16 protein-coding genes and 1 pseudogene are annotated in these 14,205 nt (G+C 70.6%); 8 read left to right on the forward strand and 9 right to left on the reverse strand.

Annotated elements, in window-relative coordinates; translation table 11 throughout:
* The first annotated feature begins 35 nt into the window (after positions 1 to 35).
* From AB0I51_RS31985 to AB0I51_RS31995, 3 genes are read left to right on the forward strand one after another with little or no spacing between them, the layout of a single operon-like run.
* Positions 36 to 1,022 carry an AraC family transcriptional regulator gene (locus AB0I51_RS31985; protein WP_362981162.1) on the forward strand — a complete coding sequence of 329 codons (987 nt, stop codon included), beginning with the start codon at positions 36 to 38 and terminating at the stop codon, positions 1,020 to 1,022.
* The gene (locus AB0I51_RS31990; protein ID WP_362981338.1) at positions 926 to 1,669 is read left to right on the forward strand and encodes an AzlC family ABC transporter permease; all 744 of its coding nucleotides are present in this window, start codon (positions 926 to 928) and stop codon (positions 1,667 to 1,669) included. Before AB0I51_RS31985 ends, AB0I51_RS31990 begins: the two co-directional genes overlap by 97 nt.
* Positions 1,666 to 1,974 (forward strand): AzlD domain-containing protein, encoded by a 309-nt coding sequence (locus tag AB0I51_RS31995; protein ID WP_362981164.1) that lies wholly within the window; start codon positions 1,666 to 1,668, stop codon positions 1,972 to 1,974. Before AB0I51_RS31990 ends, AB0I51_RS31995 begins: the two co-directional genes overlap by 4 nt.
* A gap of 13 nt (positions 1,975 to 1,987) precedes the next feature.
* On the opposite strand, the gene AB0I51_RS32000 is transcribed toward AB0I51_RS31995, so the two are convergent.
* Complete coding sequence (locus AB0I51_RS32000; protein WP_362981166.1) at positions 1,988 to 2,932, reverse strand: hypothetical protein; 945 nt, start codon at positions 2,930 to 2,932, stop codon at positions 1,988 to 1,990.
* 80 nt (positions 2,933 to 3,012) lie between these two features.
* Here AB0I51_RS32000 and AB0I51_RS32005 point away from each other — a divergent pair, with 80 nt between their 5' ends.
* Together AB0I51_RS32005 and AB0I51_RS32010 are read left to right on the forward strand one after the other, a co-directional pair.
* A complete protein-coding gene (locus AB0I51_RS32005; protein ID WP_019075591.1) occupies positions 3,013 to 3,207 on the forward strand; it encodes a DUF3046 domain-containing protein in 195 nt (64 codons plus the stop codon).
* A 59-nt stretch (positions 3,208 to 3,266) separates the two neighbouring features.
* Positions 3,267 to 4,658 carry an AI-2E family transporter gene (locus tag AB0I51_RS32010; protein WP_362981168.1) on the forward strand — a complete coding sequence of 464 codons (1,392 nt, stop codon included), beginning with the start codon at positions 3,267 to 3,269 and terminating at the stop codon, positions 4,656 to 4,658.
* Positions 4,659 to 4,692: 34 nt separating this feature from the next.
* Here AB0I51_RS32010 and AB0I51_RS32015 read toward each other — a convergent pair whose 3' ends face one another.
* The 3 genes and pseudogenes from AB0I51_RS32015 to AB0I51_RS32025 all read right to left on the reverse strand — a co-directional run bounded on the left by AB0I51_RS32015 (position 4,693) and on the right by AB0I51_RS32025 (position 6,216).
* Positions 4,693 to 5,451: a hypothetical protein gene (locus AB0I51_RS32015; protein ID WP_362981340.1), complete on the reverse strand. Its 759-nt coding sequence runs from the start codon at positions 5,449 to 5,451 to the stop codon at positions 4,693 to 4,695.
* 357 nt (positions 5,452 to 5,808) lie between these two features.
* A pseudogene (locus tag AB0I51_RS32020) lies at positions 5,809 to 6,009 on the reverse strand (class I SAM-dependent methyltransferase); the annotation flags it as partial.
* Positions 6,010 to 6,216: a hypothetical protein gene (locus tag AB0I51_RS32025; protein WP_362981170.1), complete on the reverse strand. Its 207-nt coding sequence runs from the start codon at positions 6,214 to 6,216 to the stop codon at positions 6,010 to 6,012.
* A 291-nt stretch (positions 6,217 to 6,507) separates the two neighbouring features.
* On the opposite strand from AB0I51_RS32025, the gene recA reads away from it, so the two are divergent.
* The 3 genes from recA (at position 6,508) to AB0I51_RS32040 (ending at position 9,637) form a co-directional block, all read left to right on the forward strand.
* On the forward strand, positions 6,508 to 7,644 hold the full coding sequence (gene recA / locus AB0I51_RS32030) for a recombinase RecA (RefSeq protein WP_362981172.1): 1,137 nt from the start codon (positions 6,508 to 6,510) through the stop codon (positions 7,642 to 7,644).
* A gap of 3 nt (positions 7,645 to 7,647) precedes the next feature.
* Positions 7,648 to 8,664: a recombination regulator RecX gene (recX, locus tag AB0I51_RS32035; RefSeq protein ID WP_362981174.1), complete on the forward strand. Its 1,017-nt coding sequence runs from the start codon at positions 7,648 to 7,650 to the stop codon at positions 8,662 to 8,664.
* Between the two features lie 205 nt (positions 8,665 to 8,869).
* Positions 8,870 to 9,637 (forward strand): helix-turn-helix domain-containing protein, encoded by a 768-nt coding sequence (locus tag AB0I51_RS32040; RefSeq protein WP_362981176.1) that lies wholly within the window; start codon positions 8,870 to 8,872, stop codon positions 9,635 to 9,637.
* 41 nt (positions 9,638 to 9,678) lie between these two features.
* Here the strand turns inward: AB0I51_RS32040 and AB0I51_RS32045 are convergent, their stop codons facing one another.
* The 5 genes from AB0I51_RS32045 to AB0I51_RS32065 form a co-directional block, all read right to left on the reverse strand.
* Positions 9,679 to 10,080 (reverse strand): rhodanese-like domain-containing protein, encoded by a 402-nt coding sequence (locus AB0I51_RS32045; protein ID WP_362981178.1) that lies wholly within the window; start codon positions 10,078 to 10,080, stop codon positions 9,679 to 9,681.
* A complete protein-coding gene (locus tag AB0I51_RS32050) occupies positions 10,077 to 10,616 on the reverse strand; it encodes a cysteine dioxygenase (protein WP_362981180.1) in 540 nt (179 codons plus the stop codon). Before AB0I51_RS32050 ends, AB0I51_RS32045 begins: the two co-directional genes overlap by 4 nt.
* 240 nt (positions 10,617 to 10,856) lie before the next feature.
* Positions 10,857 to 12,452, reverse strand: a complete 1,596-nt coding sequence (locus AB0I51_RS32055; protein WP_362981182.1) for an FAD-dependent monooxygenase — start codon at positions 12,450 to 12,452, stop codon at positions 10,857 to 10,859.
* 175 nt (positions 12,453 to 12,627) lie between these two features.
* Positions 12,628 to 13,536 (reverse strand): amino acid ABC transporter permease, encoded by a 909-nt coding sequence (locus AB0I51_RS32060; RefSeq protein ID WP_362981184.1) that lies wholly within the window; start codon positions 13,534 to 13,536, stop codon positions 12,628 to 12,630.
* Complete coding sequence (locus AB0I51_RS32065) at positions 13,533 to 14,201, reverse strand: amino acid ABC transporter permease (protein WP_362981186.1); 669 nt, start codon at positions 14,199 to 14,201, stop codon at positions 13,533 to 13,535. Before AB0I51_RS32065 ends, AB0I51_RS32060 begins: the two co-directional genes overlap by 4 nt.
* Positions 14,202 to 14,205: the final 4 nt, after the last annotated feature.

Consider the following 14,205-nt stretch of genomic DNA (forward strand, 5'->3'; position numbering starts at 1 on the left):
CTGTGGCTGCTGCCCGCGTGGCGGAGAATGGCCGTATGGCAGGTTCGGGCGAGCGGGCGAGGCACTGGCGGTACACGGAGCTGCCCGGCGTCGACCTGCTGCGGGCCCGGTACATCCGCAAGACGTTCGTACGGCACACGCACGAGAATTTCGTGATCGCCGCCATCGCAGACGGCGTCGAGGTGTTCCATCACGGCGGGGGTGACGTGTCCGCCGGGCCGGGGGCTCTGGCGCTGGTCAATCCGGACACTCCGCACACCGGCCGGGCGGGCGTGCCGGAGGGCTGGCGGTACGGGGCGGTCTACCCGTCGCCCGAGGTGGTGGCAGCGATAGCCGCCGAGACCACCTCGATCAGCGGCACACCCGGTTTCATCAGCCCCGTGCTCGACGACCCCTACGCCGCCGGACTCGTCCATCAGATCCTGCGCGCGGCCGAGGAGAGCAACGCGCTCGCCGCCGACACCCTGCTGCGGATCGCCGTCACCAGGCTGCTCCGGCTGAACGGGGGATCGCTGCCGCAGCGCGCCGTACGCACGGCGGGCGGCCGGGTCGCCGCACGCGCGCGTGCCGTGCTGGAGGACCGGATGGCGGATCCGCCCACCCTGGAGCAGCTCGCCGGGGATCTGGAAACCAGTCCGTTCGCGCTGCTGCGCGCGTTCCGCGGCGTCTACGGGATGCCGCCCCACACCTGGCTGACCGACGCCCGGGTGCGCCGGGCACGGCAACTCCTGGACTCGGGTACGGCACCCGCGGAGGCCGCCGTCGCCGTCGGGTTCACGGATCAGCCGCACCTCAACCGGCACTTCGCCCGGATCGTGGGCGTGCCCCCGGGCGCGTACCAGCGGGAGCGCAAGAACGTACAAGACGCGGGGTCGCGACTGCTCCTACCGTCGGACACGTGGCAGAACAGATCGCTTCAGAAGACATACGCGCCGGAACGGGAGGAGAACCGCACTCCGACGCCGGGGGAAAGCCGGACTCCGCCGTCGTACGGGACGCCCTCGGAGTCGGGGTCGCCGTAGGGCTGTCCGGGTTCGCCTTCGGGGTGACCTCGGCCGGTGGCGGGCTCTCCCTGCTGCAGACCTGCGCACTCAGCCTCCTGGTGTTCACCGGTGCCTCCCAGTTCGCGCTCGTAGGAGCGCTCGCTGCCGGCGGCAATCCGCTCACCGCGGCGGCGGGCGCCTTCTTCCTGGGGGTGCGCAACACCTTCTACGGGCTGCGCCTCTCGCAGTTGCTGGCCCTCCCGCGCGCGGTGCGGCCTTTCGCCGCCCAGTGGGTCATCGACGAGACGACGGCCGTCACCCTCGCGCAGCCCACGCGGCGAGCCGCGCGGATCGGGTTCACCGTCACCGGGCTCACCCTGTACCTGCTGTGGAACCTCACCACGCTGCTGGGCGCGCTCGGTGCCAAGGCCATCGGGGACACGGACGCCTGGGGTCTCGACGCGGCCGGGCCCGCCGTCTTCCTCGCACTGCTCGCGCCCATGCTCAGGACCACCATCGAGCGGGCCGTCGCCGCGCTCGCGGTCCTGCTGGGACTGGGGCTGCTGCCCGTACTGCCGGCCGGTGTGCCTGTCCTGGCGGCCGCTCTCGCGGCGCCCATCGCCCTCTACGCAGCGGGCCGTCGGCAGACCGGCACACGTAACGACGCACAGGAGGAAGACCGTTGACCGTCTGGATCGCGATCGCGGCGACCGCGCTCGGCTGCTACGTCGTCAAGCTCGCCGGTCTGCTCGTGCCCGCGGGCGCGCTCGAACGACCGCTGGTCAGGCGGCTGGCCGCCCTGCTGCCGGTCGCCCTCCTCGCCGCGCTCACGGCCCAGCAGACCTTCGCCGACGGGCACGCGCTCGTGCTCGACGCGCGGGCCGCGGGGCTCGCGGCCGCCATCGTGGCGCTGGTGCTGCGGGCACCCTTCCTGCTCGTCGTCGCGGCGGCCGTACTGGTGACGGCGGGTGTGCGGGCCATGGGCGGCTGAGGCAGCCCCGGAGTCAGCCGATGGAGCGGCCGTACGCCTTCAGCGTGCGCAGCGCCTGGATCGTTACCATGGGGCGTGCCTCCAGGGCGATGCCCGGCGCCCACTGGCGCCAACGGATGGGCCAGCCGCCGTCCTCCTGCTGGCCGGCCGCCAGACGGTCCAGGGAGCGGGCCATCTCGTCGTCCGTGAACCACGCGCGCGCGAGGGAACTCGGCGTCTTCGCGTAGTCGTACGGGAAGTGGTGCTCGCCCGGCGCGTACCCCGGGGCGACCGGGTAGGCCTCCAGGCGCTCCGGGTCGAGGGCGGCGAGCCGGTGTTCGCGCACCAGGCGGCCGAGCCGGTCGGCGGCGGCCTCCGCGCGCGGGCGGGCGGGCGCCGAGTCCAGGAAGGCGACGGCGGCCTCGATCTCGTAGGGGTGCGACTTCTCCAGGGAGTCCACGGCCTGCCAGCAGAAGTCGGTGGCCCGGAACAGCCAGGCGTGCCACACCTCGTTGCGGTGCAGCAGGCCCACCACCGGCCCGGTGGCGAGGAGTTCGCTCGGCGGGTCGTCCACGATCGGCACGAACGGCGCCGTCGGATAGCCGCGCTGGCCGGGAAGGATCGTAGGCAGGGCGCCGTCGGCCGTGGAGACCGAGGTCAGATAGCGGCACACACGTTCCACCCGCTGTCCGCCGCAGCGCCCGATGGAGTCCAGGACACGCAGCGCGTGACCGGTGTGCAGCGGCTGGCTCACCGGGCCGCGCAGATCGGGTTCCAGCGCGTGCCCGTACCCGCCGTCCTCGTTGCGGAACGCGTCCAGCGCTGTCTCCACCGGATCGGCTTCGCCGTTGAGGAAGTGGTATGCGAAGAGGCGCTGCTCCAGCACGCGCGCGGTGAGCCAGACGAAGTGCTCGGCGCGGAAGAGCAGGGAGTGCGCCGGGGGCGTCGGGGGGAGTGGGGATGCTCCTGTTTCGGCCATGCGTAAGACCGTAGGACGGAAAGCGGTCTCGGCAGGCGGTCCCGGCCCGGGCCCACTCTCAGGGGCGGGATACTGGTGTCATGCGGTTGACGGTCTTCTGGCAGCGGATGACGGAGCACTTCGGCGCGGGATACGCCGAGAGCTTCGCGCGCGATCACGTGATGACAGAACTCGGCGGGCGGACGGTGCACGAGGCGCTGGACGCGGGCTGGGAGGCCAAGGACGTGTGGCGCGTGGTCTGCGCGGTCATGAACGTTCCGCAGGAAAGTCGCTGATCGGTCACGAAGATCGACGCCGGTGACCGGTTGTCAGTGGCGTAGGCGAGACTTGCCCCGTGGCATCCACTGACGAGACCGGGCACGACGCCCCGCAGGCATCCCCGTTCGGTACGCCGCCGCCGACCCGGCTCCCGGCCGACGGCGCCGCGCCGGGCACCGGCATGCCACGCTGGCTGCCACGCGCCATGGTCCTGGCGCTCGCCCTCGTCGCCGTGTTCCAGCTGGGCAATTGGGCCTTCCACCAGCTCATCGGGCTGCTGATCAACATCCTCATCGCGTTCTTCCTGGCGCTCGCCATCGAGCCCGCGGTGAGCCGGATGTCCGCCTACGGCATGCGCCGGGGGCTGGCCACCTTCCTGGTCTTCCTCGGCCTGCTGATCGTGAGCGCCGGGTTCGTCACCCTGCTCGGCTCGATGCTCGCCGGCCAGATCATCAAGATGATCGAGGACTTCCCGAACTACCTCGACTCCGTCATCAACTGGGTCAACGGGCACTTCCACACCGACCTGAAACGGGTCGACATCCAGGAGGGGCTGCTCCACTCCGACTGGCTGCGCAAGTACGTGCAGAACAGCGCCACCGGCGTGCTGGACGTGTCCACCCAGGTCCTCGGCGGACTCTTCCAGTTGCTGACGATCGGTCTGTTCTCGTTCTACTTCGCCGCCGACGGACCGCGCCTGCGGCGCGCGCTGTGCTCCGTGCTGCCGCCCGCCCGGCAGGTCGAGGTGCTGCGCGCGTGGGAGATCGCCGTCGACAAGACCGGCGGCTACATATACTCCCGCGGTCTGATGGCGCTGGTCTCCGGAGTGGCGCACTACGTCCTGCTGCAGGCACTGGGCATCCCGTACGCGCCCGTGCTCGCCGTCTGGGTGGGCCTGGTCTCCCAGTTCATCCCGACCATCGGCACGTATCTCGCGGGCGCTCTGCCCATGCTGATCGCCTTCACCGTGGACCCCTGGTACGCCCTGTGGGTGCTGATCTTCGTCGTGGTCTACCAGCAGTTCGAGAACTACATGCTGCAGCCCAAGCTGACCGCGAAGACCGTCGACATCCACCCCGCGGTCGCCTTCGGTTCGGTGATCGCGGGCACCGCGCTCCTGGGTGCCGTGGGCGCGCTGATCTCCATTCCGGCCGTGGCCACGCTTCAGGCGTTCCTCGGGGCGTACGTGAAGCGGTACGCCGTGACGGACGATCCCCGGGTGCACGGGCACCGGACCACCCGAGGGTCCGGTGGGTCCGGTCTGCTGACTCGCGCGCGGGGGTTGTGGGAGCGGCGGTCGGGGGCTGCGGAGCACACGACGACCGGCTCTGCCGGGACAGCCGATTCCGAGGCCACCGACTCCGGACAGACCGACTCCGGACCGGCTGATTCAGGGGCCGACTCCGGCCGAAGGCACTCCGGAGCTACCGATTCCGAACCGAGAGACTCCGGAGACGACTCCTCCTGAGGGACGATCCGGCGAGAACACCGGGGTGTCGCGGTCAGTACGTGAACACCGCCCACACTCCCGCCCCGGCCACCGCGACGGCGTAGCAGCCGACGGCCACCGCCACGGCCCGCAGCCGTACCACCTCGCTCCAGGACGTGCGGGACAGCAGCCAGGCCAGGGCCGGCAGGACCAGGACGGCGTGCAGGCTCACCCCGTGCAACGGCTTGAGCGGGGCCGTCGATTGGTACGCCGCCTCCTGGTGACCGGTTCGGGCGAGGACCACCCCGCGCGCGATCATCGCGGCGCCCGAGGCCAGCGCGACGAGCAGGATCGCGAACCCGGAACGCACCGCGAGCGCCATCCCCGTGGGACCCGTCGGCCGGTGCCGGAAGGACGCCACCGCGAACACGGTGAGCAGCACCACGAGGACAGCGCCGCCCACCGCGAGCGTCATGGACACCGCCGTGTCGAAGGGCGTCTCCGTGTCGAGGTGCGACGGCACCCGGCGCCACGCCTGAAGGGTGATGCCGCCGACCTCCACCACACAGTCGGCGGCGAACACGACGAGCAGGACGGTGCGCAGCCTGGCCCCGACACGCAGATACGACGTCACCCAGGTGACCGCGATCAGCGTCGCCCCGAAGGAGAGCCCGAACGTGACGGGCTTGCGCCAGGAGACGGGCCCGTACCAGGGGCCGCCGTCGACCGCGAACACCACCAGATGCACCAACCCCGAGAGGATGAGCAGGGCACCGGTCGCATGGCAGAGACGCTCGGCGGGGCGTACGTGGTTCTTCATGGCCCGGGTCATGGCCCGAGCCTCGCGGGAACTCGCCGCGCAGTCGTCGTACGACCGAAGACACCGGCCGTACGCCGACGGAAGTAGGGTTCTCGGTTCCTTGAGGAATACGCAGGGGCAGATGGGGTCGGCCGGTGGTTCCGCGATGCCGACGATGCCTCCCTCCAGGGACCGGACCCTGACCGCCCAGCCCAGGGCCGTGAGGTCTTCCGCGAGGGTCCGGGCGTCATGGAACACCTTCACGACGCGGTACTGACGGCCGTCGTCGAGTCGGCGCAGCACCGTGGGGACAGGGCCGTCCGTTACGCCGTCCTCGCCTGCGACAGCGGCCGGTCCGTCGTCGACGGAGATCGTTTCACCACCCGATGCGAGCAAGGCGGCGACGGTGCTCCAGAACTCGGGCAACCGCGCCGGCGGAACGTGGGAGAGCCAGAAGGCGAAGAACACCGTGTCGTAGCGCCGCGACGGCCGCAACGTGAACAGGTCGGCCTGAAGGAACCGGACATTGAGGAAGGGAACCCGCGCACAGGCGATGGCCAGTACCTCGGCCGCCGCGTCGACGGCTGTCACCTACCGGGCCCGGGCGGCGAGTCCCACGGTCCATTGCCCCGTTTCGCAGGCAGGCTCCGGCACGTCTTCGCCGACCGGAAGGCCGTCGACCACGGTCGGCAGCCGCCGCAGTTCTTCCCGTTCCGTATAGGGGTGGTGGTACTCGGCCGCCACCGCGTGGTAGTGGGCCGGCTGCTCCGTGAGGAGGACATCGTCATCACTGCTCATGGCCGGAAGGGCCGGGCCTGCCCCTGAACAAGGCCAACCCCGGCTGTCGGTCGCGGCAGTGTCGCCGGACGGCGTAGATGACGTGAGTGCCGCGTGGTGCGCTTGACACGAAAATCGAACATCCATTCTTATGGAAGCTCCGGCGAGGCCATGGCGGGCATTTCGGCAGGCTATTGATGGCGAAGTGCCCGAGTTATCCACAGGCCGGACGGGCGTCGGGGCGCATTGTCAGTGGCAGGCGTTAGCGTCTTTGACGTGAAGCGATCGACTCAAGCAAATCGGGTGGAACCCATGGCAGGAACCGACCGCGAGAAGGCACTGGACGCCGCTCTCGCGCAGATTGAACGGCAGTTCGGCAAGGGCGCGGTGATGCGCCTCGGTGAGCGGCCGAACGAGCCCATCGAGGTCATCCCCACCGGGTCGACCGCACTCGACGTCGCCCTCGGTGTCGGCGGTCTGCCGCGCGGCCGAGTGGTGGAGGTCTACGGCCCGGAGTCCTCCGGCAAGACGACCCTGACCCTGCACGCGGTGGCGAACGCCCAGCGGGCCGGCGGCCAGGTCGCGTTCGTGGACGCGGAGCACGCACTCGACCCCGAGTACGCGAAGAAGCTCGGCGTCGACATCGACAACCTGATCCTGTCCCAGCCGGACAACGGCGAGCAGGCCCTGGAGATCGTGGACATGCTGGTCCGCTCCGGCGCCCTCGACCTCATCGTCATCGACTCCGTCGCGGCACTCGTCCCGCGCGCGGAGATCGAGGGCGAGATGGGGGACAGCCACGTCGGTCTGCAGGCCCGTCTGATGAGCCAGGCCCTGCGGAAGATCACCAGCGCGCTCAACCAGTCCAAGACCACCGCCATCTTCATCAACCAGCTCCGCGAGAAGATCGGCGTGATGTTCGGCTCCCCGGAGACCACGACGGGTGGCCGTGCGCTGAAGTTCTACGCCTCGGTACGACTCGACATCCGCCGTATCGAGACCTTGAAGGACGGCACGGACGCGGTCGGCAACCGCACCCGCGTCAAGGTCGTCAAGAACAAGGTCGCCCCACCCTTCAAGCAGGCCGAGTTCGACATCCTCTACGGCCACGGCATCAGCCGCGAGGGCGGCCTGATCGACATGGGTGTGGAGAACGGCTTCGTCCGCAAGGCCGGCGCCTGGTACACGTACGAGGGCGACCAGCTCGGCCAGGGCAAGGAGAACGCGCGCAACTTCCTGAAGGACAACCCCGACCTGGCCAACGAGATCGAGAAGAAGATCCTGGAGAAGCTGGGCGTGGGCGTCCGTCCGGAGAAGGACAAGCCCACCGCCGAGCCGGCCGCGGACGCGGCGGTCACCACCGCCACGGACGACGCCGCCAAGGCGGTGCCCGCTCCGGCGGCTGCGGCCAAGACCACCAAGGCCAAGGCCACGACAGCCAAGAGCTGACCCGTGACACGACGAACGGACTGGGCCGAGTACGCGTATCCCGGCGCCCCGCAGGGGCCTGGGGGAGGCGGTGACGGCCCGGCCTACGGTGCGGACGGCGTACCCGAGGAGCCGTACGGCACGGACGGGCCGTACGGCGGCGAGCCGGGCGGCGAGTGGTCGGCCGGCGGCTTCGGCTTCGCCGGTGAGTCCGGTCCGCCGTTCGGCGGCCCGGAGCCCGGCGATGGGTCGGCGGGTAGCGGTCGGCCCTTCAGAAGCTCGGCGCCCGACGGCACTTCGCCCGAAGGGAGATCGACCGACGACGACGCACCCGGCCACGGTTCACGCCGCAGCCGCGGAGCGCGCGGCGGGGGCGGTTCATGGGAAGGCGGTTCACGGGAGGGCGGCTCACGCGGGGGTACGGCGCGTGGTGACGGCGCACGCGGAAGGCGTGGGCGCCGTGGTCGTGGCTTCGGAGAGTCGTCCGGAGAGGACGGGGGTGACTTCTCCTCGTCGAGGGCCGAGAAGGAGGAGCCGCCGGCGGACCCGGCCGAGCGGGCGCGGGGCATCTGTCTGCGCCTGCTCACCGGGAACCCGCGCACCCGCAAGCAACTCGCGGACGCCCTGCGCAAGCGGGAGATCCCGGACGAGGTCGCCGACGAGGTGCTGTCGCGGTTCGAGGAGGTCGGACTGATCAACGACGGTGCGTTCGCGGACGCCTGGGTGGAGTCCCGGCACCACGGCCGGGGACTGGCGCGACGCGCGCTCGCCCAGGAACTGCGCACCAAGGGCGTCGACTCCACGCTGATCGACGAGGCCGTCTCCCAGCTCGACTCCGAGCAGGAAGAGGCGACGGCACGCGAACTGGTGGACCGCAAGCTGCGGTCCACCCAGGGCCTCGACCGCGACAAGAGGCTACGGCGCCTCGCGGGCATGCTGGCCCGCAAGGGCTACTCCCAGGGCATGGCCCTCAGGGTGGTCCGGCAGGCACTGGAAGAAGAGGGCGAGGACACGGAGTTCCTCGGGGACGAGGGGTACTGATCCGGGTTCCTGTCCGGGTACCCATCCGGTTCCTGTCCGGCTCCGGCTTGTCGGTGGTGCACACGGCCTGAACACGGTGGACGCGCGGGGGCGCCGACCGCGTTCAGGCCACCACTGGCAGATCCTTCAGGTAGGGCCAACCCCCCGTTGAAGACGCCGGATTGTCACAGTGCACAGACACCTGTGCACAAACGACTGTGTACGCATGGCACAGGAACCCTGCCCACCTGGTGCGGAGACGCCCGCCCAGCACAGCGCGGCGACACCCGCGCCGGTCGAACTCTCCGACCTCGCCACGCTGAAGGCGCTCGCACAGCCCCGCCGACAGCGCATGCTTCAGCACCTCACCCTGCACGGCTCCGCGACCTCGGCCACACTCGCCCGCGCACTGGGCCTGAACACCGGCTCCACCAGCTACCACCTGCGTGAACTCGCCCGCTACGGCTTCGTCGAGGAGACTGAGGCGGGGCGTGCACCCGACCACGGCCCCGACCACGGTCACGGTCGAGAGCGCTGGTGGCGGGCCGTTCCTGGTGACCGTCGCTTCCCGCCGCGCAGTCGCCAGAGCGCCGAGATGCGGCACGTCATGGACGAGTTCAACCACCATGCGTACGCCGCCGATCTGGAGCTCTTCGAGCAGTTCCAGCGGGTCGCCGCCGAGACCGGGCCGTGGGCGGACGCCTTCCCGTACTCGCGCGGCATCATCCGGCTGACGCTGCCCGAACTCGGCGCGTTCTTCGAGGAGTACATCGCCCTCCTCAACCGCTACAAGCGCCCCGAAGCCGAGACACCGGCCGGCGCCCGCACCGTACTCACCCGATTCCTCGCCTTCCCGGGCGAACTGGCCGTCACCAACGCCATCAGCCTTCTCCGTGAGGAGAAGGTGGAGAAGATCGCCACGACGCCGGCCCGCCTGGTCACGAAGGCCAACGCGGACACCGCCCCGCTCTACTGCCCCTCCGACGGACTGTGAGCGGAGACGGGAGCCGGACTGTCACGTCATGGACACCGTGTCTACGACGTGACAGGCAGTCCCGCCGCCTTCCAGGCCTGGAAGCCGCCGACGAGGTCCGTCGCGCGGTGCAGGCCCAGTCGGTGCAGGGACGCGGCGGCCAGGCTGGAGGCGTAGCCCTCGTTGCAGATCACCACGACGCGCAGGTCGTGGCCGGTGGCCTCGGGGACGCGGTGGCTGCCCCGGGGGTCGAGGCGCCACTCCAGTTCGTTGCGCTCGACGACCAGCGCGCCGGGGATGAGCCCGTCCCCGTCGCGCAGTGCCGCGTAACGGATGTCGACCAGAAGAGCCGTGCCGTCGCGGGCGGCGTCGTATGCCTCCCTGGCCTCGATCCGCCGATAGTCCGCGCGGACCCGCTCCAGCAACTCGTCTGTACCGGGCGGCTGTTCGCGCAGGGCACTCACTGCCAGTCCTCCGGGCGCTCGACCTGCTCCAGGCGCAGCACCGGGCCGGTGCGGCTGTAGCGGCGGATTTGCGGCAGCGGCGGGTAGTAGGCGTGGACGGAGATCGCGTGCTCTTCGGTGGACTCGTTGAGCACCTCGTGGACGTGGTGGTGGCCGAAGGCGCGGCCCTTGCCGGCCGGCAGCCGCCGCTCGCGGTCCACGCCCTCCTCCAGTTCGAGGGTCTTCCAGCCGTGGCTCGGGAGCCGGGCGGCGAGCGAGTTCTCCTTGAGTTTGCCGGCGGCGGTGAGGAACGCGCCCACCGAGTCGGCGTGGTCGTGCCAGCCCGTCCCGCTGCCGGGCGGCCAGCCGATCAGCCAGGCCTCGCTGCCGCCGGGCCCCTTGAGCCGCACCCACGTGCGGCCCTCGGGATCGAGGGGGAGCGAGGCGATGAGTTCGGCGTCGGCGGCCGTACTCCGTACGAAGTCGAGCAGGTCCGCCTGCGTCGGAGCATGGGCGGGCGCGGCGGGGGACACGGAGGCAGAGGGGGATACAGACACGTGCACCGTCCTGATGAGTGTTCGCGAAGGCGCGCGCGGGCCCACAGAAAGGGCGCGCGCGAGTGAGAGAGATGCGAATTCAGCAGGAGACGTGACAGACGCAGCCCACGTAGCGGAGGAGGTCCAGATGGACCTTCCGCCAGAGGTGGACAGAGGTGTCGGTCATGATCCGGAGTACAGCACGGCGGTGCATGCGGGTCAACTCAGAGTCACTATGTGGACAGTTGGCGCACGGAGGTCTCAGCGCGAGCCGGCCGTGGCCTCCGTCCTCGCCGGGCCGCCAAGGGTCGCCTCGGCCGCCGCGTACAGATCGGCCGGCCGCACCCCGCTCAGCGCGGTGACCAGGTGTCCGTCGGGCCGTACGAGCAGGACCGTGTGGGCGGCGGCGCCCGGGTAGCTCTCGGCGACCAGCAGCTCGGCCGGGTGCGGCAGCGCCGTGACCGCCGCTGCCAGGCGTGGCATGACCCCGGCGGTCACCCAGTGTTTGCGCTCCCACACGCCCGTGCCCGGTGCGACCAGTACGACCAGCAGGGCACCCCGCCCGAGGCGGTCCCGCAGCCGTACGGAGGAGCCGTCCTCCGCGGTGACCCGGACATCGGTGACCGGCGCCCCGGGCGGGGTGTCGACGGGAACCTCGCCCTCGATGTGCCGGGGCGCGAGCGGCGAGTCGGCGTACGCCCCCGGCGCACCGAGCGCGCCGCGCCCCAAGTGACCGTCCGTGAGCAGCGAGTCGTGGCCGCGGGCCGAGCCGGGCACGACCGCGCGCAGCCCGGCACCGCCGCGCACCAACGGCAGCGCCTGGTCCGCGGCGCGCAGCCGGGCCGCGACCACCGCCCGCCGCTCCGCCTGATAGCTGTCGAGCAGCGCCTCGTGCGGCCCGTGGTGCCAGGCCGGCGCCAGCTTCCAGGCGAGGTTGTCGGCATCCCGCAGCCCCTCGTCCAGCCCCTGCGTACCGAGAGCTCCCAGCAGATGCGCCGCGTCCCCGGCGAGAAACACCCGCCCCACCCGCCACCGGCGCGCCAGCCGGTGGTGCACGGTGTGCACGCCGGTGTCGAGCAGCTCGTACGGCGGTGTCGGGCCCTCGGTCCAGCCCGCGAGGGTCTCCCGGATACGGGTGAGCAGCAGCTCGGGCGTGACCAGGTCCTTGCCCGGCGGCAGCAGCCAGTCCAGGCGCCACACACCGTCCGGGAGGGGGCGCCCGGTGACCTCCCCGGCCGAGGGCCCGGATGTCCGCCACGGCGGCACCCGGTGCAACAACGCCTCGTCGGGCCACGGAAGTTCCGTGCGCAGCGCGGCCACGGCGTGTCGCTCCACCGCCGTACGGCCGGGGAAGCGGATGTCCAGGAGCTTGCGCACGGTGGAGCGCGGGCCGTCGCAGCCCACCAGGTAACTGCCGCGCCACCAGGTGCCCTGGGGGCCGCGGGTGTGGGCGGTGACGCCCGAGGGTTCCTGTTCGACCGCGTCGAGGCGGTTGTCCACGGCGAGTTTCACCAGCCGCTCGCCCGCGAGTGCCTGGCGCAGGGCGCCGGTCAGTACGTGCTGGGCGATGTGCAGGGGGGCGGGCTCGGTGTCGTCGAACGTGATCTCGCGCATCACCTGCTTGCGCCGCATCGACCGCCATCCGGCCCAGTGCAAACCGGCCTTGGCGAGCGGGACACCGGTCAGCCGCTCCAGCAGCGCCGCGGTGTCCTCGCGCAGGACGACGGTCCGCGCGGGGCGCGGTTCGTCCTTGCCGGGTCCCTCGTCGAGGACGACGGAGGGCACCTCCTGCCGCGCCAGCGCCAGGGCGAGCGTGAGCCCCACGGGCCCCGCTCCGACGATGATCACCGGGTCCACGGTGCGGCGCCCCCTGCCCGTGACGGTGTCCTCGGGGACGCATGTGAACAGGAAGTTGGAGCAGGGTGCACGATCACAGAACGTATGCAACCCATTGCCGGTGCTTGCGTCAAGTGACGGAGGCAGTGGCGATCATGCCACTGCCTCCGTGTCGTTCATGCCATATGACCGATCATCAGATCGTGCCGCCTGCGCCGGTCCCGAAGCCGCCCCCCACCTGCGAGGGGTTGAGCCCGGTGGCGTCTTCGAGGGCGACGGTCGCGCCCGTGCTCTTCTTGCTGCGCCGCAGCCTGCGCTCCAGCCAGCTCGCGAAGGTCGTGAGAACGAGGTTCAGCAGGATGTAGATGAACCCGACGACGATGAAACTCGCCACCACGTTGGCGTAGTTGGCCGCGAGGGTGCTGCGCGAGTTGAGCAGCTCGGTGAGGCCCAGCATCACGCCGCCCAGCGCGGTGTCCTTCACGATCACCACGAGCTGGCTGACGATCGCCGGCAGCATGACCGTGACGGACTGCGGGAGCAGGATGCTCGTCATCGTCTGGCCCTTGCGCAGCCCGACCGCGTACGCGGCCTCCGTCTGCCCCTTGGGGAGGGACAGGATGCCCGCCCGGACGATCTCGGCGAGCACCGAGGCGTTGTAGAGCACCAGGCCGGTGACGACCGCGTACAGAGGCCGATCCTCGCTGCCGATGTTCGTGGAGCGGACATAGAACTCGTTCGCGAACAGCATCATCAGCAGGACCGGGATCGACCGGAAGAACTCGACCACCACGCCGGCCGGTATGCGCACCCATCGGTGGTCGGACATCCGGGCGATGCCGAACACCGCGCCCAGGGGGAGGGCGATCAGCATGGAGAGCGCGGCGGCCTTCAGGGTGGTGCCCAGGCCGGGCAGCAGATACGTCGTCCAGGCGTCCGACGTGGTGAACGGCTGCCACAGGGCCCACTTCAGCTGGCCCTTGTCGTCCATCGTCCGCCAGATCCACCACAGGAACGCGGCGAGCAGGACGACGAAGACGACGGTCAGGAGCACGTTGCGCCGCTTGGCGCGGGGGCCGGGCGCGTCGTAGAGGACGGAGGTCATCGCTTCACCGCCAGTCGCTTGCCCAGCCAGCCGAGGAAGAGGCCGGTGGGCAGGGTCAGTACCACGAAGCCGAACGCGAAGACCGCACCGATGGCGACCGTCTGGGCCTCGTTCTCGATCATCGACTTCATCAGGGCGGCCGCCTCGGCGACACCGATCGCCGCCGCCACGGTCGTGTTCTTGGTGAGGGCGATCAGTACGTTGGCCAGCGGTGTGATGACCGCGCGGAACGCCTGCGGAAGGATGACGATCCGCAGTACCTGACTGAAGCTCAGTCCGATGGCGCGGGCCGCCTCGGCCTGTCCGACAGGCACGGTGTTGATGCCGGAGCGCACCGCCTCGCAGACGAAGGCCGCGTGGTAGGCGATGAGACCCAGCAGTGCGAGTCGGAAACCCTGCACCTTGAAGTCGTCGGACGCGCCCATCGTCACGCCGAAGATGTCGGCGAGGCCGAGTGAGGTGAAGACGATGATGACCGTCAGGGGGATGTTCCGGACGGTGTTGACGTAGAAGGTGGCGAAGCCACGCATCAGGGGGACCGGGCTGACCCGCATTCCGGCCAGCAGTGTGCCCCAGACCAGGGAGCCGAGGGCGGAGATGACGGTGAGTTTCACCGTCATCCAGAACGCCCCTAGGACGTCATAACCTTGAAGAAAGTCGAACACGATC

The sequence above is a fragment of the Streptomyces sp. NPDC050549 genome (assembly GCF_040655035.1).
In the GTDB taxonomy this organism is placed as follows: domain Bacteria; phylum Actinomycetota; class Actinomycetes; order Streptomycetales; family Streptomycetaceae; genus Streptomyces.